This is a genomic window from Streptomyces sp. NBC_00259, assembly GCF_036181745.1.
Classification (GTDB): Bacteria; Actinomycetota; Actinomycetes; order Streptomycetales; family Streptomycetaceae; genus Streptomyces; species Streptomyces pratisoli.
On the sequence record NZ_CP108080.1, the window covers coordinates 5,906,187 to 5,928,089 of the forward strand.

Below are 21,903 nucleotides of genomic sequence, written 5' to 3' on the forward strand. Positions count from 1 at the left end.
TACATGCCCATGGGTCACACGGCCACAGCCCAGGCCGGCTCCGGCGGCCTGACAGCGACCGAGCACCGGCTGGCCAACGGCCTCCGTGTGGTGCTGTCCGAGGACCACCTGACCCCGGTCGCCGCGGTCTGCCTCTGGTACGACGTCGGCTCACGCCACGAGGTCAAGGGCCGTACCGGCCTGGCTCACCTTTTCGAGCACCTCATGTTCCAGGGCTCCGCGCAGGTACCGGGCAACGGCCATTTCGAGCTGGTGCAGGGCGCGGGCGGCTCGCTCAACGGCACCACCAGTTTCGAGCGCACCAACTACTTCGAGACCATGCCCGCGCACCAGCTGGAGCTCGCGCTCTGGCTGGAGGCCGACCGCATGGGCTCGCTGCTGACCGCGCTGGACGACGAGTCCATGGAGAACCAGCGGGACGTCGTCAAGAACGAGCGCCGCCAGCGCTACGACAACGTTCCCTACGGCACGGCCTTCGAGAAGCTGACCGCCCTCGCCTACCCGGAGGGCCACCCCTACCACCACACCCCGATCGGCTCGATGTCCGATCTGGACGCGGCGACCCTGGAGGACGCGCGGAACTTCTTCCGCACGTACTACGCGCCGAACAACGCGGTGCTGTCGGTCGTCGGCGACATCGACCCGCAGCAGACCCTCGCCTGGATCGAGAAGTATTTCGGATCCATCCCCATGCACGACGGCAAGCAGCCCCCGCGCGACGGGTCCCTGCCCGACGTCATCGGGGAGCAGCTGCGCGAGGTCGTGGAGGAGGAGGTCCCGGCCCGCGCGCTGATGGCCGCCTACCGGCTGCCGCACGACGGAAGCCGCGAATGCGACGCGGCCGACCTGGCGCTGACCGTCCTCGGCGGCGGCGAGTCGTCCCGGCTGCACAACCGTCTGGTGCGCCACGACCGTACGGCCGTCGCCGCGGGCTTCGGATTGCTGCGCCTCGCCGGCGCGCCCTCGCTCGGCTGGCTGGACGTGAAGACGTCCGCGGGTGTCGAGGTGCCGGACATCGAGGCCGCCGTCGACGACGAGCTGGCCCGGTTCGCCGCCGAGGGTCCCACGGCCGAGGAGATGGAGCGGGCGCAGGCTCAGCTGGAGCGCGAATGGCTGGACCGGCTCGGCACGGTCGCGGGCCGCGCCGACGAACTGTGCCGGTACGCCGTGCTGTTCGGCGACCCCCAGCTGGCGCTCAGCGCCGTCGGGCGGGTGCTCGACATCACCGCCGAGGAGGTGCAGGCGGTCGCCAAGGCCCGGCTGCGCCCGGACAACAGGGCGGTGCTGGTCTACGAGCCCGTCGCGGCCGAGGACGCCGAGGACGCCGAGGACAACGACGACGCAGAGGGGGCGGACCAGTGACCGACGCTGCCGTGACCATGGACTTCCATCCGCAGCCGCAGGCCGGCGAGGCCAAGCCGTGGGCCTTCCCCGCCCCCGAGCGCGGCACGCTCGACAACGGGCTGACCGTGCTGCGCTGCCACCGCCCCGGCCAGCAGGTCGTGGCCGTCGAGATCTTCCTCGACGCCCCGCTGGACGCCGAGCCCGAGGGCCTGGACGGCGTCGCCACGATCATGGCGCGGGCGCTGTCCGAGGGCACCGACAAGCACACGGCGGAGGAGTTCGCGGCCGAGCTGGAGCGCTGCGGCGCCACGCTCGACGCGCACGCCGACCACCCGGGCGTCCGGATCTCCCTGGAGGTGCCGGTCTCCCGGCTCACGAAGGCCCTCGGTCTGCTCGCCGAGGCGCTGCGCGCCCCGCTGTTCGCCGACAGCGAGGTCGAGCGGCTCGTACGGAACCGGCTGGACGAGATCCCGCACGAGACGGCCAATCCGGCCCGCCGCGCCGCCAAGGAACTCTCCAGGCAGCTGTTCCCCGCCTCCTCCCGGATGTCCCGGCCCCGCCAGGGCTCGGAGGAGACCGTGGAGCGCATCGACTCCGCGGCCGTACGGGCCTTCTACGAGGCGCACGTCCGGCCCGCCACGGCCACCGCCGTGATCGTCGGCGACCTCGCGGGTGTCGATGTGGACGCCGTGCTGGCCGACACGCTCGGCGGCTGGACCGGTGACACGGCCGAGAGCCGTCCGATGCCGCCGATCACCGCCGACGACAGGGGCCGGGTCGTCATCGTCGACCGCCCCGGCGCGGTCCAGACGCAACTGCTGATCGGCCGGATCGGCCCCGACCGGCACGACCGGGTCTGGGCGGCCCAGGTCCTCGGCACGTACTGCCTCGGCGGCACGCTCACCTCCCGTCTGGACCGCGTCCTGCGCGAGGAGAAGGGCTACACGTACGGTGTGCGGGCCTTCGGGCAGGTGCTGCGCTCCGCCGCGCCCTCGTCCCCGGGCGGGGCCACCGGTGCGTCGATGCTCGCGATCAGCGGCTCGGTCGACACCCCGAACACCGGCCCCGCGCTCGACGACCTCTGGAAGGTGCTGCGCACCCTCGCCGCGGAGGGTCTGACCGACGCGGAGCGCGATGTGGCCGTGCAGAACCTGGTGGGTGTGGCCCCGCTGAAGTACGAGACGGCGGCGTCCGTGGCGGGCACGCTGGCCGACCAGGTCGAGCAGGACCTCCCGGACGACTTCCAGGCCCAGATGTACGCGCGGCTGGCCGAGACCGGCACGGTCGAGGCGACCGCCGCGGCCGTCAACGCCTTCCCGGTGGACCGGCTCGTCACCGTCCTCGTCGGGGACGCCGCGCTGATCGAGGAGCCCGTCCGGGCCCTCGGCATCGGTGAAGTGACCGTTGTCACTGGCTGATTGACCGTTCCGGACGCCGACCGGACATCCACCGGGCCTCGCCCGGCGTCCGGCCGGACATCCCCCGGACGCCGGGTTGGACCGCAGAAGGCCCCGTTGGCCCCGCCAACGGGGCCTTCTCGTATGTCCGTTTTGTTGGGGAGGAGATGTGTCTGCCCTGTGGCGTGCACTACAAATACCGGTGTCTGTTTGGTGATTGCGCGAAGATCGGCTTAGCGTCTTCTGCGCTGTCCGCAAGTTGCACTCGCCGCACCCGCGGCATCGGACAGCCATCGCCGAGTCCCCGTCGGGCGTGAGCCTGGGGAGCCGGGGACCCACATGTCCCCCTGGGGTGAATCGGACGCCTTCGCACCCGTGCGGAGGGGCCCGTAGGAGACCTTCCTGCTCCGAACCCGTCAGCTAACCCGGTAGGCGAGAAGGAAGGAAAGGATCAGCCACTACATGGCGTTCACCCGTGCCACCGGGAAGCATCGTGGTCCGAGCCGTCTGTCGCGCAGGAGCGCGGGCGTCGCCTCCGTCGCCGCCATCGCGACCACCGGCGTCATCGGCACCCTCGCCTCCCCGGCGCTCGCCGCCGAGGCGGACATCCGCCCCGTGGAGGACACCGGCCTGACCCAGGCCATCGTCGCCAGTGACTCGCTCGCCGACCAGATCGGCGCCCAGGCCGACGCCCAGCAGCAGGAGGCCGCCCTGGCCGCCGAGCAGGCGCGGGCCGAGGCCGAGGCCAAGCGCAAGGCGGAGGTCCGCGTCAAGGAGGCCCGCGAGGCCCGTGAGCGCGCCGCCCGCGAGGCCGAGCGCAAGCGCCTGCTGACCTACACGCTCCCGGTCGCCGGCTCCTACGTCAGCACCAGCTACCACGCCGGCGGCGGACAGTGGTCCTCCGGCAGCCACACCGGGATCGACTTCCACGCCGCCTCCGGCACCAAGGTCGTCGCCGTCGGCATGGGCACGGTCGTCGAGGCCGGCTGGGGTGGCGCGTACGGCAACAACGTCGTCATCCGGATGCACGACGGCACGTACACCCAGTACGGTCACCTCTCCTCGATCAGCGTCTCGGTCGGCCAGAGCGTCACCCCGGGTCAGCAGATCGGCCGCTCCGGGTCGACCGGCAACTCGTCCGGCCCGCACCTCCACTTCGAGGCCAGGACCGGCGCCGACTACGGCTCGGACATCGACCCGATCGCCTATCTGCGTGCGCACGGCGTCGCGGTCTGACCTTCCGCTTCCGTCAAGGCCCCGGTTCGGTTCCTCCGAGCCGGGGCCTTCGGCGTATTCCGGCCAAAAGATATCCGCGGATTCCTCCGGGCCTTCGGAAAATCACGCCACCTGGAATAGAGTCACGGAACAGGCGTCGCTCGACTGGGTTTCGCGGCGATTAAAGCGGAGGTTCGGTATGCGCATTCCCGCCCGCTCGGTGTGCACGGCGATCCGCGACGACATCGTCTCCGGTGCCTTCGAGCGCGGCAGCCGGCTCACCGAGGAGCAGTTGGCGCGCCGCTACGGCGTCTCGCGCGTCCCGGTCCGCGAGGCACTGCGCACCCTGGAGTCGGAGGGCTTCGTCGTCACCCGCAGGCACGCCGGCGCGTGTGTCGCCGAGCCCACCGAGCAGGAGGCCGCCGATCTGCTGGAGATCAGGCTGCTGCTGGAGCCGCTCGGCGCCGCGCGGGCCGCCCAGCGGCGTTCGGAGGCCCATCTCAAGGTGCTGCGTGGCCTGGTCAGGCTCGGCCAGGACCGGGCGCGGCGGGGGCAGGGCGATGATCTCCGCTCGCTCGGCGCATGGTTCCACGAGACGCTCGCGCAGGCCTGCGGAAGCCCGGGGCTCACCGCCCTGCTCACGCAGCTCCGCCACAAGATCGCCTGGATGTACGCGGTCGAGCTGCCCGCCCGGCCCGTGGAGGCCTGGGCCGAGCACGGCGCGATCGTCGACGCGGTGGCGCGCGGTGACGCGGAGCGGGCGCGGGCCCTCACCGCCCTGCACGCCGAACGGACGACCGGTGCGCACCGGCTGCGGATTCCCGCCGGTGTGAGGTCCTCGCAACATTCCGTAAACACGGCGGGCGGCCGCCTTTAACGATGACGCCGTATACAAAGAGCGAGAGCAATTCCAGGGGCTGGTTTCGTGCTGCCCCCGAAAAGGCGCGCGTAAGGCGCGCGTATAAACGGCGGAGCCGCGGCACCCGGAATTTCAGGTGCCGCGGCTCCGCCGTGAATTCAGTGGGCTCAGACGGTCTCGGGAAGCTCCTCGAGACCCTCGGCGACGAGCTTCGCCAGACGGTCGAGGGCGACGTCCGCACCCTCGGCGTCCGACGCGAGCACGATCTCCTCGCCACCCTGGGCGCCCAGGCCGAGCACCGCGAGCATGGAGGCGGCGTTGACCGGGGTACCGTCGGCCTTGGCGATCGTCACGGGAACGCCGGAGGCCGTGGCGGCACGAACGAAGATGGACGCGGGGCGGGCGTGCAGGCCCTCGGCCCAGCCGACATTGACGCGGCGCTCAGCCATGGTGGTGCCCTTCAAGTCTTAGCGGTTGTCTAGACCAGTCTCTCATGTGTCGCGGAGTGCACTCCTACCGGCCTCCGGCCCGGGCGCGGGCGTCGATCGGCCCTCTCAGCCTGCCCCCGCCGACCGGGCTCCGCTACCGGTGTCCGAGCCGTACTCTTGCCCCATGCAGACCCCGTCGGACCACGCGTACCCCGACCACTGGGAAGCCGACGTGGTGCTGCGTGACGGTGGCACCGCGCGCATCAGGCCCATCACCACCGAGGACGCCGAGCGGCTCGTCAGCTTCTACGAGCAGGTGTCGGACGAGTCCAAGTACTACCGCTTCTTCGCGCCGTACCCGCGGCTCTCCGCCAAGGACGTGCACCGGTTCACGCACCACGACTACGTGGACCGGGTGGGGCTGGCGGTGACGATCGGCGGGGAGTTCATCGCGACCGTCCGCTACGACCGCATCAACGCCGACGGAAGGCCGGCGTCCGCGCCCGCCGACGAGGCCGAGGTCGCGTTTCTCGTACAGGACGCGCACCAGGGGCGGGGTGTCGCCTCCACCCTGCTGGAGCACATCGCGGCGGTCGCGCGGGAGAGAGGCATCAGGCGGTTCGCGGCGGAGGTGCTGCCCGCCAACAACAAGATGATCAAGGTCTTCAGGGACGCCGGCTACACCCAGAAGCGCAGCTTCGAGGACGGCTCCGTCCATCTCACGCTCGACCTCGAACCGACCGCCGAGTCGCTGGCGGTCCAGCGCGCCCGGGAGCAGCGGGCCGAGGCGCGCTCGGTCCAGCGGCTGCTCGCGCCCCGGTCCGTGGCCGTCATCGGCGCCGGGCGCGCGCCCGGCGGAGTCGGGCGCACGGTGCTGCGCAACCTCCTCGACGCCGGGTACACCGGGCGGACGTACGCGGTGAACCGCGCCCTCGTCCTGGACATGCACGAGCTGGACGGGGTGCCCGCTTACCGCTCGGTCGCGGAGATCGTGGCGGAGACGGGCGAGCCGGTCGACCTCGCGATCGTCGCCGTACCGGCGGAGCGGGTGCCGGACGTCGTCGCGGACTGCGGCGAGCACGGGGTCCAAGGGCTGGTCGTGCTGGCCGCCGGCTACGCGGAGAGCGGCGGGGAGGGGCGGGAGCGGCAGCGTGAACTGGTGCGGCAGGCGCGTTCGTACGGGATGCGGATCATCGGGCCGAACGCGTTCGGGATCATCAACACCGCGGACGGGGTCCGGCTGAACGCGTCCCTCGCGCCACAGGCGCCGGCGCCCGGGCGCATCGGGCTCTTCACCCAGTCCGGCGCCATCGGCATAGCGCTGCTGAGCGGCCTGCACCGACGGGGCGCCGGGCTGTCGTCCTTCATCTCCTCGGGCAACCGGGCGGACGTCTCCGGCAACGACTTCCTGCAGTACTGGTACGACGACCCGGACACCGACGTCGTCCTGCTCTACCTCGAATCCATCGGCAACCCGCGGAAGTTCACCCGGCTCGCGCGGCGTACGGCGGCGGTCAAGCCCGTGGTGGTGGTGCGGGGCGCCCGGCACAGCGGGAGCGCACCGCCCGGGCACGCGGTGCCGACGACGCGCGTGCCGTACGCGACCGTCTCGGAGCTGCTGCGGCAGGCCGGCGTGATCCGGGTCGACACGGTCACCGAACTCGTCGACGCGGGACTGCTGCTGGCGGGCCAGCCGCTGCCGGCCGGGCCACGCGTGGCGATCCTGGGCAACTCCGAGTCGCTCGGGCTGCTGACGTACGACGCCTGCCTCACGGAGGGACTGCGGCCGCAGCGGCCGCGCGACCTGACGACGGCGGCGACGCCGCAGGACTTCTGCGACGCGCTCGCGGGGGCGCTGCGGGACGACGCGTGCGACGCGGTGATCGTCAACGCGATCCCCTGGGTCGGCGAGAACGGTGTCACCGAGTCCGGCGACGGCGAGGTCCTCGCCGCGGCCCTCCGCGCGGCCACGGCGTCCGCCCCGGCCAAGCCCGTGCTCGTCGTGCACGTCGAACTCGGGGGCCTCGCCGACGCCCTCGCCGCGGCGACGAGCTCGGCCCCGCAGGCTACCGGGCAGGACCGGGCCGGCCGGCCCGCGGCCGGTGCCCGGCGGGACGTTCCCCCCACCGGGCCGGGTACGGCGGGCCCGCTCGTGGCGGGCGCGGGGCAGGACCCGCCCGCCACCCCGGCGGAGATCCCCGCCACCGCCGGGCGGATCCCCGCCTACCCCGCCGCCGAGCGGGCCGTACGGGCGCTGGCGGAGGCCGTGCGGTACGCGCAGTGGCGGCGGGCGGCAGCGGAGCCGGGCAAGGTGCCCCAGTACGAGGACATCGACGAGAGCGGGGCCGCCGCGTTCATCGAGGGGCTGCTCGACACGGCACCCGGGGAGCGGGGCGTCACCCTGCGCGAGGACGACGCGCGGCGGCTGCTCCAGCGGTACGGCATTCCCGTACGTCCCACCCTCCCGGCCCCGGACGCCGACGCAGCCGTCCTCGCCGCGGCCCGCCTCGGCTACCCGGTCGCCCTCAAGACCACCGCCCCGCACCTGCGTCACCGCCCCGATCTCGGCGGTGTGCGACTCGACCTCGCCGACGAGCACCAAGTGCGCCAGGCCTACACCGAGTTGACGGACACGCTCGGCAAGCCGGCGGAGCTGCAGCCCGTCGTGCAGGCGATGGTCCCGCGCGGCGTGGACACCGTCGTGCGCGCCGCCATCGATCCGGCCGTCGGTGCCGTGCTGTCCTTCGGGCTCGCCGGCCCCGCCACGGAGCTGCTCGGCGACACGGCCCACCGTCTCGTCCCGGCCACCGACCGTGACGCCGCCGAGCTCCTCCGGTCCGTCCGGACCGCACCGCTCCTCTTCGGCTGGCGGGGCTCCGCGCCCGTCGACACGGCCGCCCTGGAAGAACTCCTCCTGCGCGTCTCCCGGCTGGTCGACGACCACCCGGAGGTCGTCGCGATCAGCCTCGAACCGGTCGTCGTCGCCCAGCACGGCCTCTGCGTGCTCGGGGCCGCCGTACGGCTCGCCCCGCCGCCGCCCCGCACCGACCTGGGGCCGCGCACCCTCCCCAGTTACTGAAGCGGCCGTCACCGAGCGCACTCCGGGGTCCCGCGGCCCCGTAGGATGGAGCCCATGGCGAAGACCGGTACGACGACCCAGGGGCTGCGCGCGGCGATCGAGCGCAGCGGCTACTACCCGGCTCTCGTGGCCGAAGCGGTGGAGGCCGCTGTCGGCGGTGAGCCGATCGCGTCGTACCTGGTGCACCAGGAGACCACGTTCGACGCCAACGAGGTCCGCCGCCATGTCACCGTCCTCGTCCTGACCGGCGCGCGTTTCATCGTCAGCCACACCGACGAGCAGACCGCGGACAGCAGCTCCCCGACGCCGTACGCGACCACCTCCACCGAGTCGGTGAAGCTCCCCAGGATCTCGTCCGTCGTCGTCAGCCGCGTCGTCGCCAACCCCGAGTCGTACACCCCGGGCACACTGCCCCGCGAGGTCGTCCTCACCATCGGCTGGGGCGCGGTCTCCCGTATCGACCTGGAGCCCGCCGCCTGCGGCGACCCCAACTGCGACGCCGACCACGGCTACACCGGAAGCTCCACCGCGGACGACCTCAGCCTGCGGGTCAGCGAGGCGGGGGACGGACCGGAGACGGTCCGGCAGACGCTCGCCTTCGCCCAGGCGCTCTCCGAGGCCACGGCCGCCACGGCGGCCACGCGCTGATGGTCCAGCCCGACTGGCCCGAGGACCTCGTCCCGCTCGCCCTCGACACCGCGCCCGTCCCCGCGTACGGCTCGGCCTCGCTCGCCGATCTGCTGCCGACGATCGCCTCCGGACAGGGCGTCCCGGGGCTGCACCCCACCATCGCGGAGCTCGGCCCCGCCGACCGGGTCTGCGTCTTCCTGATCGACGGCCTCGGCTGGGAGCAGCTCAGGGCCCATCCCGAGGACGCCCCGTACCTCACCTCGCTCCTCGCCGGTTCGCTCGGCGGCACCGGCCGTCCTCTGACCGTCGGCTTCCCCGCCACCACCGCCACCTCACTGGCCTCCTTCGGCACCGGTCTGCCGCCCGGCGCGCACGGCCTGCCCGGATACACCGCGCGCAACCCGGAGACCGGTGAGCTGATGAACCAGCTGCGCTGGAAGCCGTGGACCTCGCCGCGCGTCTGGCAGCCGTACCCGACCGTGTTCCAGCTCGCCGACGAGGCCGGAGTGCACACCGCCCAGGTGTCCTCCCCGGCCTTCCAGGACACCCCGCTCACCAAGATCGCGCTGAGTGGCGGAACGTTTCACGGCCGGCTCACCGGCGAGGAGCGGATGGACTTCGCCGCGCAGCAGCTCGCCGCCGGGGACCGGTCCCTCGTCTACACCTACTACAGCGAGCTCGACGGCAAGGGGCACCGCTTCGGCGTCGACTCCGACGCCTGGCGCGGCCAGCTGATGTACGTCGACCGCCTCGTCCAGCGGCTCGCGGAGCAGCTGCCGCCGCGCAGCGCGCTGTACGTCACCGCCGACCACGGCATGATCGACATCCCGTTCGACGAGGAGTCGCGGATCGACTTCGACGAGGACTGGGAGCTGCGGGCCGGTGTCGCCCTGCTCGGCGGCGAGGGCCGCGCCCGCCACGTCTACGCGGTCCCGGGAGCCGAGGCCGATGTGCTGGCCGTCTGGCGCGAGGTGCTCGGCGACCGGTTCTGGGTGGCGAGCCGGGACGAGGCGATCGCGGCGGGCTGGTTCGGCCCGGGGACCGACGAGCGGGTCTACCGGCGCATCGGCGACGTCGTCGCCGCGGCCCACGACGACGTCGTGATCACCGCGTCCGTGAACGAGCCGAACGAGTCCGCGATGGTCGGCATGCACGGCTCGATGACCCCCGTCGAACAGCTCGTCCCGCTCCTCGAAGTGCGCTCCTGACCTTCGCCCGAACCGTCCCCGATCGCAGCGACAACTGAAAGGCAGTCACGTCCTCATGCCCGAGCTGGTGTTCTTCTCCGGAACGATGGACTGCGGAAAGAGCACCCTGGCGCTCCAGATCGGCCACAACCGTTCGGCCCGAGGGCTCCAGGGCGTGATCTTCACACGCGACGACCGGGCCGGTGAGGGGAAGCTGTCCTCGCGGCTGGGCCTGGTCACCGAGGCGGTCGAGGCCACCGAGGGAATGGACCTGTACGCCTACCTCGTGGATCAGCTGTCCAAGGGCGGCAGGGCCGACTACGTGATCGTGGACGAGGCGCAGTTCCTCGCCCCCGTACAGATCGATCAGCTCGCCCGGATCGTGGACGACCTGGGCCTGGACGTGTTCTCCTTCGGGATCACAACGGACTTCCGTACCAAGCTGTTCCCGGGGTCGCAGCGGCTGATGGAGCTCGCCGACCGGATCGAACAGCTCCAGGTGGAGGCCCTGTGCTGGTGCGGCGCCCGCGCCACGCACAACGCACGCACCGTCGACGGGCACATGGTCGTCGAGGGCGAACAGGTCGTCGTCGGCGACGTCAACCGCCCGGCCGAGAAGGTCGGTTACGAAGTCCTGTGCCGCCGCCACCACCGCCGCCGCATGACGAGCAGCGTGGCCCAAGCGGGAGTGCTCTCGCCCGACGTGCTGCCCGTCACCCCTGCCTGACCGTGTTCTTGCGGGCCGACTCCGCTCCCCACGACGGGGACGAGCCGCGGGCTTTCCCGGTGGCGTCGCGGAGCCGGGTCACAGTTGGACGGGCAGGTGGCGGGGGCCGCGGAGCATGGCGTTCTGGCGGTAGGGGGGCGGGTCCTGGATCAGGCGTGCCGTGCTCAGGTGGGGGAGCAGGGCGCCGAGTGCGGCCTCGGCCTCGATACGGGCGAGTGGCGCGCCGTAGCACAGGTGGATACCGCTGCCGAAGCCGAAGTGCTGGTTGTCCGGGCGGGTGGGGTCGAATCGGTCGGGTTCGCGGAACCGCTTGGGGTCGCGGCTGCCCGAGGCCAGCGCCAGGATGACGGACGTGCCTGCGGCGATCGTGGTGCCGGCCACGTCGATGTCGGCGAGGGGGATCCTCTCGCGCATGTGGACCGGGGGTTCGTAGCGCAGCAGTTCCTCCACCGCCTGCGGCAGCAGGCCGGGTTCGCGGCGCAGCTGGTCCAACTGCTCGGGCTGACGGAGCAGGGTGAGGACGCCGTTGGTGATCAGGTTGACCGTGGTCTCGTGCCCGGCGATGAACAACAGCATGGTGGTTTCGGCCAGTTCCTCGCCGGTGAGCCGCAGGGCGGGGTCCGGTTCGTTGATGAAGTCGGAGAGCATGTCGCCGGTGGGACTTCCGCGGCGCTGTTCGGCGAGGTTGATCAGGTACAGGCCCATCTCCTGCCGGGCCTGGCGAGCCGCCCGGTCCTGTTCGGCGGTGTCTCCTTCGGGCCCGATGTCCGCGGACGCGACGAGTACCTCGGTCCACGCCTGGAACAGCTGCTCGTCCTCTTGCGGGACGCCGAGCAGACGGCAGATCACGGTGACGGGCAGCGGGTAGGCGAAATCGTCGACGACGTCGATCTGCCGGCCCGGCTGGAAGCTCTCCGCCAGGTGCTTGGTGATCTCGACGATCTCGCCGCGCATGGCGTTGACCCGGCCCGGGCTGTGCGGCGGGCCGAACGGCCGCATGGCCGAGTTGCGCAGCCTGTGGTGCTCGGGGTCGTCGAGCCGCAGGAAGGGCAGATGGGCCGGCTCCTCGGAAGGGGGCGAGGCGGTGCCGGAGCGCGGATCGGCACTCATCCGGGGGTCGTGGAGCAGAGCCGCGATCTCGTGGTACGTGCCGATCAGACAGCTGCCGTCCGCCTGCCGCACCACGGGACCGGCCTCGCGCAGTTCCGCGTACAGCGGGAAGGGGTCCGGGCGGTTCGCGTAGTCGGTGATCCGTGCCAGCAAGGTGTCGGAGTCCATGGTGGCTCCTCGTGGTCGGGCGGGTCGGGGGTCAGCCGTCGGGCTGCACCAGCCTCAGCCGTAGGGCTGCACCAGCGTCAGCCGGCGATCGGGCAGATGGCCGGTGAGCGCCACGGTGGGGCCGTGGGAGAGCCCCTTCGGATCCGGCACGTCGGACGGGATCGGGATGTCGGCCGCGATCGCACGGTCCGCCGCGCCGGGCGGGGGCGGGAACGGAGCGGCCGTCTCGATCAGATGCTTGTAGTAGTCGAGCGACTTGGCCATGTCGACGGTGACCGCTGCCGTGACCCGCCCCTGGTATCCGTAGACCATCGCCAGCCGGCGTGCCTCCAGGGATCCCTGGGCGATGACCACCTGGTCGGAGAAGGTGGGCACGCCCACCGACTTGAGGTTGAGCCCGAACTGGGTCGACCAGAACGTGGGGAGGGCGAGATGCGGGCGCCGCAGCGGCCCCGGACTGACCATGTTGTGGGCCGCCACCTCGGCCTGCGCGACGGCGTTGCCCCAGTGCTCCAGGGAGAGCAGCTGGTACCCGAACAGCGGGTGCGGGAACCGGGAGACGTCACCGGCCACGAACACGTCGTCGGTGACGATCCCGTACATGTCGAAGGCCCGGCACCCGGCGTCGCACGTGATCCCGCGGGGGCCGGCCGCCAGCCCGGACTCCGCCAGCCACTCGACGTTGCGGACCGCCCCGAGCGCCACGACGCACACGTCCGCGTCGACCCGGCTGCCGTCGGACAGGTCCGCACCGGTGAACCGGCCGCTCCCGTCCCCGCGCAGTGCGGTGACCGTCACCCCGCAGCGCAGATCCACGCCGTGGTTGCGCTGCATGACGGCCGCCAGCTTCGACAGCGTCCCGCCGAGGGCGCCCACCAGGGGTGCGGGGCCGCGTTCGGCGACCGTGACGTCCAGTCCTCGTTCCCGGCAGGCCGAGGCGATCTCCGAGCCGGTGAAGCCGGCGCCGATCACCAGCACCCGTTTCGGACCGGCGGCCAGCCGCTCGGCCAGCCCCCCGGCCTCGTCGCGGGTGCGCAGGGTGAACACCCCGTCCAGGGCGGCCTCCTCCTGGTTGGGCCAGGACCGTGCCCGGGTCCCGGTGGTGATCAGCAGCCGGTCGTACGGCAGCGACTCGCCGTCGGCCAGCATCACCCGCTTCTCGAGCGGGTCCACGCCGGTGGCGCGTACTCCCAGCCGCCAGTCGGCGTCCGGGTCCCGGCGCATCGGAAGCGCCGTGGTGTCCGCCGGCGCCTTGCCGAGCAGCACCTGCTTGGACAGCGGCGGCCGGTCGTAGGGCGGGTAGGGCTCGTCGCCCACCACGGTCAGCGACCCCCTGAAGCCCTTCTCGCGCAGCGTCTCCGCGGCCCTCAGCCCGGCCAGGGACGCGCCGACGACGACGATGCGTCCGTCCAGCAGATCACCGGCCACCGGCGCTCACCGCCTCGCCGACGAGGATGGCCTGGACGGGGCACGCCGCCGCGGCCTGGCGCACGTGATCGGCCTCGCCGTCCGGGACCGCCGGCGCGTACAGCAGCCCCTCTTCACCGTGCAGCTCGAACACGTCCGGCGCGAGGAAGACGCACTGCGCATAGCCCTGGCAGCGCGTGAGGTCCACAACGATCTGCATGGCCGTTCACTCCCTGGGTCGTAGCGGCGTCCCTTCCCTTTCTACGCCGGTGCCGCAGCGGGCGCTCGTTACCCCGTGTCGCACCGGGCGCCCGACCCGCTGCGGGTCGGGCCGTGGGCGCTGTCCATGTCCGATCGGCCAATGCCGGGGGGCATGTGTGCTCGCCCACGCCGTAGCCACCGCCGACGACCTCGTCGGACTCTTCCCACCTGGCTCCTGCCAGGCGGAAGACGGTGAACTCACGATCGGCGGATGCCGTGTCACCGAGCTGGCCGACCGCTTCGGCACCCCGGCGGTCGTGGTGGACGAGAACGCCCTGCGCCGTCAGGCCCGGGCGTACACGCAGGCCCTCGCCCGCTATTGGCCGAACAGCCAAGCGGTCTTCGCCTCGAAGTCCTTCCCCTGCACCGCTGTCGTCCGCGTCATGGTCGAGGAGGGACTCGGAGTGGACGTGGCCGGCGGCGGCGAACTGGTCACCGCGCTGGCCGCCGGAGCCGACCCCGCGAAGATCGTGGTCCATGGGAACGCCAAGACCGACGAGGAACTGGCGATGGCCGTGAAGGCCGGGGCCGGCACGATCGTCGTGGACAACTTCGACGACATCGACCGACTGGAACGGATCGTCACCACGGGGCACCAGCGCGTCCTGCTGCGGGTGATCCCGGAGGTCGACGCCGACACGCACGAGGCGATGGTCACGGGCCGGCGCGACTCCAAGTTCGGCCTCGCCATCCCGCAGGCCGTCGAGGCCGTGGCGCGGCTGAGGACGAGCAGCAGGCTGCGGCTGGAGGGACTCCATGTCCACGTGGGCTCCCAACTCCTCGCCACCGAGCCGTTCCGGCGGTCGGTGGAGGCGGTGGGCGGCATCGCGGAACTCGGAGAGCACGCCGTGTACGACCTCGGGGGCGGCCTCGGCGTCCGCTACACCTACGAGGACCGCCCGCCGACGATCGACGCGTACGTACGTACCCTCACCGACGCGGCCCGCGAGCACCTTCCCGCCGGGGCCCGGCTGATCCTGGAGCCCGGCCGGTCGCTGGTGGCCGGGGCGGCAGCGACCCTGTACCGCGTGGTCACGGTCAAGCCCGGTCCGCGCACCCTCGTGGCCGTCGACGGCGGCATGGCGGACAACCTCGAACCCATGCTGTACGGCCAGCGGTTCGAGGCGACGCTCGCGTCCCGGATCGGCGGCTGGGAGCCCTGCGACCTCGTGGGCCGCCACTGCGAGAGCGGCGACACCCTCATCCGCGACGTGCCCCTGCGCGACCCGCGCGTCGGTGACGTCGTGGCCGTCCCGGTGACGGGTGCCTACTGCTACTCGCTCTCGAACAACTACAACGGCGCCCGCCGCCCTCCGGTGGTCTTCTGCCGCGACGGCGAGGCCCGCGCGGTGGTCCGCAGGGAGTCCTACGAGGACCTGCTGCGCCGCGACGTACCGCCGGCCGGGAACGGCGGATCCGCCCGCTGACGGCCGGTCCGCCGGGGCGCGGCGCACGGCCCGCCGGGTCCACCACCCGCAGCAAGAGCCGTCGCCCCGGGCGACCCGGTCCCGGGGCGACGGCAGAGCGGCTCTGGATGATCCGGGATGATCCTCAACTCATGCTTTATGCGCGGTAGTTGAGACTTTCGTTCGAGTGGGGAAAAAGTCTGCACCTTTGCTGCCGAAGGTCTTGGCGCGGCAGCGCAACGCCTCTACTTTTGCGGCAGAACAGGCCCCATCGGCACGGCCGTACGTCCCGCTCACCCATGGCATCAGGCGCGACGGCGCGCGCCCTGCCTGGCTTCCCCACAGTCAGGAGATAGGGGACAACCCATGTCCGCATCCCGTAGCCCCCGCATGCGCGCGCACCGCCTCAGGGCCCTCTGGCCGGCCCTGGTGCTCCTGGCGGCCGCAGTCGTGACCGTCCTGCCGCAGAGCACCGCACAGGCCCACGAGCCCGTCGGCCCCGCCGACTTCCAGCAGATACAGATGGCCCGCGGCGAGGCGTCCATGGGCGAGCCCATGTCGCTCGCGGTGCTGCCCGACAACTCGGTGCTGCACACCTCGCGTGACGGCAGACTGCGCCGCACCGACCCCTCGGGCACCACCACGGTGATCGGCACGCTGCCCGTGTACTCCCACGACGAGGAGGGCTTGCAGGGCGTAGGCGTCGACCCGGGCTTCGCCACGAACCGGGCGGTCTACCTCTACTACGCCCCGCCGCTCTCCACCCCGGCGGGCGACGCGCCCTCCGACGGCACCAACTGGTCGGCCTGGCAGGGCGAGAGCCGGCTCTCCCGGTTCACTCTCAACGCCGACTGGACGCTCAACACCGCCGGCGAGAAGATCGTGCTGAGGGTCCCGGCCGACCGCGGCATCTGCTGCCACGTGGGCGGGGACATCGACTTCGACGCGGCGGGCAACCTGTACCTCTCCACCGGCGACGACTCCAACCCGTTCCAGTCCGACGGGTTCGCGCCCCTGGACGAACGCACGGGCCGCAACCCGGCCTTCGACGCGCAGCGCACCTCGGCGAACACCAATGACCTGCGCGGCAAGATCCTGCGGATCAAGGTGAACGCGGACGGCACGTACTCCACACCCTCGGGCAACCTCTTCGCGCCCGGCACCGCCGGTACGAAGCCCGAGATCTACGCGATGGGCTTCCGCAATCCGTTCCGGATGAGCGTGGACAAGGGCAACGGCACCGTCTACGTCGGCGACTACGGCCCCGACGCCGGCGGCGCCTCGGCCACCCGCGGCCCCGGCGGCCAGGTCGAGTTCAACCGGATCACCGCTCCCGGCAACTACGGCTGGCCCTACTGCACCGGCACCAACACGACGGCCGAGACGTACACCGAGTACACCTTCCCGTCCGGCCCGGCGGGCGCGAAGTACAACTGCGCCGGCGGGCCCGCGAACAACTCGCCCCGCAACACCGGCCTGACCACACTGCCCGCCGCCAAGGCCTCGTGGATCCGCTACGGCGGTGAGGCGGGCAGTCCGCCGGAGTTCGGGTCGGGTTCGGAGTCCCCGATGGGCGGCCCGGTCTACCGGTACGACGCCGCCAGCACCTCGGACGTCAAGTTCCCGGAGGACCTCGACGGCCACTTCTTCGCCGGAGAGTTCGGCCGCCGCTGGATCAAGACGATCGACGTCAACGCGAACGGCACGCCCGGCACCATCGGAGCCTTCCCCTGGTCCGGCACCCAGGTGATGGACATGGCCTTCGGGCCCAACGGCGCGCTCTACGTGCTCGACTACGGCACGGGCTACTTCAGCGGCGACGCCAACTCGGCGCTCTACCGCATCGAGTACGTCGGCGGCGGCAACCGCTCGCCCGTCGCCAAGGCCGCGGCCGACCGGACCTCCGGCCAGGCCCCCCTCACCGTGGCGTTCTCGTCGACGGGTTCCAGCGACCCCGAAGGCGGGGCCCTCAGCTACTCCTGGAACTTCGGCGACGGCTCCACCTCGACCTCCGCCGCCCCCAGCCACACCTACACCGCCAACGGCCAGTACACCGCGGTCCTCACCGTCCGCGACCCCGACGGAGACACCGGCACCGCGAGCCTGCCGATCACGGTCGGCAACACCGCCCCCACGGTCACCGTGAAGCTGCCCGTCGACGGGACGCTCTTCTCCTTCGGCGACAGCGTGCCGTACGAGATCACCGTCACCGACCCCGAGGACGGAACGATCGACTGCGCGAAGGTCAAGATGACCTACGTACTGGGGCACGACAACCACGGCCACGCCGTCACTTCGAAGAACGGCTGCACCGGCTCCATCACCGTGCCGGTCGACGGCGAGCACGACGACGCGGCGAACATCTTCGGGGTGTGGGACGCCGAGTACACCGACGCGGGCGCGGGCGGCCGGCCCCCGCTCACCACGCACGCGCAGAGCATCACCCAGCCCCGCCACCGCCAGGCGGAGCACTTCTCCACCTCCACCGGAGTCACCGTCATGAACAAACCGGCGGCCCAGGGCGGCAAGACCGTCGGTGACATCCACAACGGCGACTGGATCGCCTTCACTCCCTACGCTCTGGGCGACGCGAGGAGACTCAGCGCACGGGTCTCCTCCGCGGGCTCCGGCGGCACCCTGGAGGTACGGGCGGGTTCCGCCACCGGCACACTGCTGGGCTCGGTCGCCGTTCCGGTGACGGGAGGCTGGGACACGTTCACCACGGTCAACGCCACGCTGAGCGGCGCGCCGGCCGGCACGACCACGCTGTACCTGGTCTTCAAGGGCGCCGGCTCGGGGGCCCTGTACGACGTGGACAGCTTCGACCTCGGGCAGCCGGGCCGGATCACCGGTCTCGCCGGGAAGTGCGCGGACGTCCGTGGGGCGGCCACGGCGGACGGCACTCCTGTGCAGCTCTACGGCTGCAACGGCACCGACGCGCAGAAGTGGAGCCGGGTCGGCCAGACCTTCCAGGCCCTGGGCAAGTGCATGGACGTGGCCGGCGGTGCCACGGCGAACGGGACGCCGGTCCAGTTGTACGGCTGCAACGGGACGGGCGCCCAGCGGTGGGACACCCACACCAACGGGACGCTGCGCAACCCGCAGTCGGGCCGCTGCCTCGATGTGCCGGGCGGCAACTCCGCCGACGGTACGCAACTGGCCCTCTACGACTGCGTCCCCACCTCCCCCAACGAGCAGTGGGTGATGTCATGAGAATCCCCGGACGGTCCGTACGGACCGCGCTCGCGGTCGCCGCGGCCGCGCTGACGGCCCTCGCCCCGCCCGCGGCGACCGAGGCGGATGCCGCCGACACCGCCTACGACGTGCTGGTCTTCACCAGGACGGCCGGCTTCCGGCACGACTCCATCCCCGCCGGCGTCCAGGCCGTCAAGGACCTGGGCGCGGGCAACGACTTCACCGTCAACGCCACCGAGGACCCGGCCGCCTTCACCGCCTCGAACCTCGCGGGCTACGAGGCGGTCGTGTTCCTCAACACCACCGGTGACGTGCTCAACGACAACCAGCAGGGCGCGTTCGAGTCGTACGTCCGGGGCGGTGGCGGCTTCGTGGGTGTGCACGCCGCGGCCGACACCGAGTACTCCTGGCCGTTCTACGGGCAGCTCATGGGCGCCTGGTTCGACTCCCACCCGGCGATCCAGCAGGCCACCGCCAGGGTCGAGGACCGGGCACACCCGGCCACCTCACACCTCGGCCAGAGCTGGGCGCGCACCGACGAGTGGTACAACTACCGCACCAATCCCCGCTCCACGGCCCATGTCCTCGCCACGCTCGACGAGACCTCGTACAACGGCGGCACCATGGGCGCGGACCATCCGCACACCTGGTGCAAGACGTACGAGGGCGGCCGGTCCTTCTACACCGGCGGCGGACACACCCAGGAGTCGTACGCCGACGGCGCGTTCCGCGCCCAGCTGCTCGGCGGGATCCGGTACGCCGCCGGGCAGGCCGCCGCCGACTGCCGCCCCGAGAGCGGCTACACCACGCTCTTCAACGGCTCCACGACCGGCTGGTCGCAGGCCGGGCCCGGCTCCTTCACCAACTCCGACGCCACGCTCACCACGACCGGCGGGCTCGGCCTCCTCTGGTACAGCGCCCAGGAGTACACCTCGTACTCGCTGAAGCTGGACTGGATGATGCCCGGGGACGACAACTCCGGCGTCTTCATCGGCTTCCCGCCCAGCTCCGACCCCTGGTCGGCGGTGGACAACGGCTACGAGATCCAGATCGACGCGACCGACACGGCCGACAGGACCACCGGCGCGGTCTACGGATTCGCGTCGGCGGACATCGCCGCCAGGGACGGGGCGCTGAACCCGCCGGGCGAGTGGAACACCTACGAACTGCTCGTGGAGGGCGAGCACCTCCAGGTGTTCCTGAACGGGGTGAAGATCAACGACTTCACCAACACCGATCCGGCGCGCTCCCTCCAGCAGGGCCACATCGGTCTGCAGAACCACGGCACCGGTGACGACGTCCGCTTCCGCAACGTGCGGATCAAAGGCCTGAGCGGCAGGATCACCGGCCTGGCGGGCAAGTGCGTGGACGTCCGTGCCGCGGCCACCGCCGACGGGACCCCCGTCCAGCTCTACACGTGCAACGGGACCGACGCCCAGAAGTGGAGCCGGGTGGGCCAGACCATCCGCGCGTTCGGCAAGTGCCTGGACATCGCGGGCGGCGCCACCGCCAACCGGTCTCCGGTGCAGCTCCACACCTGCAACGGCAGCGGTGCACAGAAGTGGGAGGTCCACACCAACAGCACGCTGCGCAATCCGCAGTCCGGCCGCTGCCTGGACGTGCCGGGCGGTAACTCCGCCGACGGTACGCAACTCGCCCTCTACGACTGCGTGCCCACCTCCCCGAACGAGCAGTGGAAGCTGCCCTTCTGAACGGCGCCGCGGCACACCCATCACCCTCGGTCACGCCGGCCGCACTCCGGGACGCGCTCCGGGAGTGCGGCCGGCCCGCCCCAGGTGGCCGACCGTGCACGCCGGAGCACAATAGGAAATGTCTCCGGCAGCCTCCGCGGAACTCGCACGCGTGACCGCGGGCCGAGGAAAGGCGCCGACGGAAGGTGCACGGCATGGGCCGCATGCGCAGGATCGCAGTGGTCGGGGGCGGCGGGGGAGCGGTGTGTCTGCTCGACGCACTGTCCCGGACGTCCGCGCCGCCGGCCGCCGTCACCGTCTTCGAGCCGTCCGACCGCCTGTGGCGCGGCCGCCCCTACCAGCGGGACGCCGACTGCATTCTGGTGAACCTCCCCTCGCGCGCCATGTCGGTCCGCTCCGGGGACCGCGATCACTTCGACCGCTGGCTCTCCCGTGGCCACCGGTGGCAGCCCGAAGCAACGGAGGACGCCGATCCCTTCAACGCCGCGGCCTTCCCCCCTCGAACACTCTTCGGCGACTACCTGGAGTCGGTGGCGCACGACGGCGTGGACCGGCTCAGGGACCGTGGCTGGAGCGTCCACGTCGTACGCGAACGGGTGGTCCACGCCGCCCCGTCGGCCGCAGGCGCCACGCTGACCACGGAGCGCGGCACGGAGCACCGGGCCGACCGCGTCGTCCTCTGTCTGGGAGCGGGCACGCCGTACGACGGATTCCGTCTGGACGGACCGGAACCCGGATTCGTCCCCGACCCGTACCCGGTGTCCAAGGCCCTGGCCGGCATCGACCCGCAGGCCACCGTCGCCGTCCTCGGCACGGGGCTGACCGCCGTGGACGTGAGTCTCGCCCTGCGGGCCGGCGGACATGAAGGACCGGTCTTCCTGCTCTCCCGCAACGGGGTGCTGCCCGCGGTGCGCCAGCGGCCGGTCGCCCACACCATGCGGCACTTCACTCCCGACCGCTTCCACACCCTGAGCCGTCGCGGGCAGGTCGGCCTCACCCAGGTCGTTCAGGTACTGCACGACGAACTCGCCGCCGCAGGACAGCACCCGGCCGAGCTCGAGACCGAGTTCGCCCTGCTGCGCGAGGACCCCACCCGCCGGCTACGACGTCAACTGGACCTGTACGACGCGCAGACCCTCGGACTGCGCATCCTGCAACACACCCTGCCCGTCGCCGTCGACGTCTGGCCGCTGATGCCGGACCGGGACCGCGCCGGACTCCTGCGCGACCACTACCGCGCCCTCCATTCCCTGTGCTGCCCGATGCCGCCCTCCAGCGCCGCCCGGCTGCTGGCCATGAGCGAAGCGGGCCAACTGCGCATCATGGACGGGCTGCAGGAGGTCGGCCGTACACGCCAGGGATTCGGCGTCGCCACGCAGGACCGACGGCTCCACGCCGACGTGGTGGTCAACGCCACCTCCGTCGCTCCGCACCGGGTGCCCACGGCCGCGGCGCCCCTCGTGCAGTCCTTGGTCACGGCGTCCGCGGCCTCGGTGCATCCGCACGGCGGCCTTCACGTGGCACGCGAGACCAGCCAGTTCGTCGTCGACGGCAGGACACAGGAGTGCTTCTACGCGCTCGGCGACGTGACCTTCGGGTCCTTGTTCATCACCGCCGCGATGCCCGTCATCGTGAAGCTGGCCCAGGAGATCACCCGCGAGCTGGTCAAGCCGTGACCGCCGTCCTGACGCCGGGCGCGCTGACTGCCGTCCTGACGCCGGGCGCGCTGCGTCCCGTCTGGCTGAGGGTCACGCGCTCCGACGGCCGCACGGGCTCCC

The 21,903-nt window shown here is 72.0% G+C and carries 16 protein-coding genes and 1 riboswitch; of the genes, 12 read left to right on the forward strand and 4 right to left on the reverse strand.

Annotated features, from left to right (window positions below; genetic code table 11):
- Window positions 1-9 precede the first annotated feature (9 nt).
- The 4 genes from OG766_RS26740 (at window position 10) to OG766_RS26755 (ending at window position 4,833) form a co-directional block, all read left to right on the forward strand.
- Entirely contained in the window at window positions 10-1,362 is a 1,353-nt protein-coding gene (locus tag OG766_RS26740) for a M16 family metallopeptidase (protein ID WP_266388323.1), read from the forward strand.
- A gap of 17 nt (window positions 1,363-1,379) precedes the next feature.
- Window positions 1,380-2,762, forward strand: a complete 1,383-nt coding sequence (locus tag OG766_RS26745; protein ID WP_266388870.1) for a M16 family metallopeptidase — start codon at window positions 1,380-1,382, stop codon at window positions 2,760-2,762.
- A 263-nt stretch (window positions 2,763-3,025) separates the two neighbouring features.
- A riboswitch (cyclic di-AMP (ydaO/yuaA leader) is annotated at window positions 3,026-3,190 on the forward strand.
- Between the two features lie 13 nt (window positions 3,191-3,203).
- Window positions 3,204-3,977 (forward strand): M23 family metallopeptidase, encoded by a 774-nt coding sequence (locus OG766_RS26750; protein WP_266388320.1) that lies wholly within the window; start codon window positions 3,204-3,206, stop codon window positions 3,975-3,977.
- A gap of 178 nt (window positions 3,978-4,155) precedes the next feature.
- A complete protein-coding gene (locus OG766_RS26755; protein WP_266388317.1) occupies window positions 4,156-4,833 on the forward strand; it encodes a GntR family transcriptional regulator in 678 nt (225 codons plus the stop codon).
- Window positions 4,834-4,982: 149 nt separating this feature from the next.
- Here OG766_RS26755 and OG766_RS26760 read toward each other — a convergent pair whose 3' ends face one another.
- On the reverse strand, window positions 4,983-5,264 hold the full coding sequence (locus tag OG766_RS26760) for an HPr family phosphocarrier protein (RefSeq protein ID WP_266388314.1): 282 nt from the start codon (window positions 5,262-5,264) through the stop codon (window positions 4,983-4,985).
- A gap of 163 nt (window positions 5,265-5,427) precedes the next feature.
- Between OG766_RS26760 and OG766_RS26765 the strand changes: the two genes are divergently transcribed.
- Genes OG766_RS26765 through OG766_RS26780 form a run of 4 tightly spaced genes read left to right on the forward strand, consistent with a single transcriptional unit; the run spans window position 5,428 to window position 10,866 of the window.
- A complete protein-coding gene (locus OG766_RS26765) occupies window positions 5,428-8,322 on the forward strand; it encodes a bifunctional acetate--CoA ligase family protein/GNAT family N-acetyltransferase (RefSeq protein WP_266388311.1) in 2,895 nt (964 codons plus the stop codon).
- Between the two features lie 54 nt (window positions 8,323-8,376).
- Complete coding sequence (locus tag OG766_RS26770) at window positions 8,377-8,970, forward strand: DUF5998 family protein (protein WP_266388308.1); 594 nt, start codon at window positions 8,377-8,379, stop codon at window positions 8,968-8,970.
- The gene (locus OG766_RS26775) at window positions 8,970-10,160 is read left to right on the forward strand and encodes an alkaline phosphatase family protein (RefSeq protein ID WP_266388305.1); all 1,191 of its coding nucleotides are present in this window, start codon (window positions 8,970-8,972) and stop codon (window positions 10,158-10,160) included. Before OG766_RS26770 ends, OG766_RS26775 begins: the two co-directional genes overlap by 1 nt.
- Window positions 10,161-10,215: 55 nt before the next feature.
- Window positions 10,216-10,866 (forward strand): thymidine kinase, encoded by a 651-nt coding sequence (locus tag OG766_RS26780; RefSeq protein ID WP_266388302.1) that lies wholly within the window; start codon window positions 10,216-10,218, stop codon window positions 10,864-10,866.
- Window positions 10,867-10,944: 78 nt separating this feature from the next.
- Here OG766_RS26780 and OG766_RS26785 read toward each other — a convergent pair whose 3' ends face one another.
- Genes OG766_RS26785 through OG766_RS26795 form a run of 3 tightly spaced genes read right to left on the reverse strand, consistent with a single transcriptional unit; the run spans window position 10,945 to window position 13,771 of the window.
- Window positions 10,945-12,144: a cytochrome P450 gene (locus OG766_RS26785; protein ID WP_266388299.1), complete on the reverse strand. Its 1,200-nt coding sequence runs from the start codon at window positions 12,142-12,144 to the stop codon at window positions 10,945-10,947.
- A gap of 54 nt (window positions 12,145-12,198) precedes the next feature.
- Window positions 12,199-13,572: an NAD(P)/FAD-dependent oxidoreductase gene (locus OG766_RS26790; protein WP_266388296.1), complete on the reverse strand. Its 1,374-nt coding sequence runs from the start codon at window positions 13,570-13,572 to the stop codon at window positions 12,199-12,201.
- Window positions 13,562-13,771 (reverse strand): ferredoxin, encoded by a 210-nt coding sequence (locus tag OG766_RS26795; protein ID WP_266388293.1) that lies wholly within the window; start codon window positions 13,769-13,771, stop codon window positions 13,562-13,564. The genes OG766_RS26790 and OG766_RS26795 overlap by 11 nt, the downstream gene beginning before the upstream one ends.
- A gap of 157 nt (window positions 13,772-13,928) precedes the next feature.
- Between OG766_RS26795 and lysA the strand changes: the two genes are divergently transcribed.
- The 4 genes from lysA (at window position 13,929) to OG766_RS26815 (ending at window position 21,801) form a co-directional block, all read left to right on the forward strand.
- On the forward strand, window positions 13,929-15,239 hold the full coding sequence (gene lysA, locus OG766_RS26800) for a diaminopimelate decarboxylase (protein ID WP_266388291.1): 1,311 nt from the start codon (window positions 13,929-13,931) through the stop codon (window positions 15,237-15,239).
- A 345-nt stretch (window positions 15,240-15,584) separates the two neighbouring features.
- Window positions 15,585-18,431 (forward strand): PQQ-dependent sugar dehydrogenase, encoded by a 2,847-nt coding sequence (locus OG766_RS26805; RefSeq protein WP_328726353.1) that lies wholly within the window; start codon window positions 15,585-15,587, stop codon window positions 18,429-18,431.
- Complete coding sequence (locus OG766_RS26810) at window positions 18,428-20,125, forward strand: ThuA domain-containing protein (protein ID WP_266388286.1); 1,698 nt, start codon at window positions 18,428-18,430, stop codon at window positions 20,123-20,125. The genes OG766_RS26805 and OG766_RS26810 overlap by 4 nt, the downstream gene beginning before the upstream one ends.
- Before the next feature lie 194 nt (window positions 20,126-20,319).
- Window positions 20,320-21,801: an FAD/NAD(P)-binding protein gene (locus tag OG766_RS26815; RefSeq protein WP_266388283.1), complete on the forward strand. Its 1,482-nt coding sequence runs from the start codon at window positions 20,320-20,322 to the stop codon at window positions 21,799-21,801.
- Window positions 21,802-21,903: the final 102 nt, after the last annotated feature.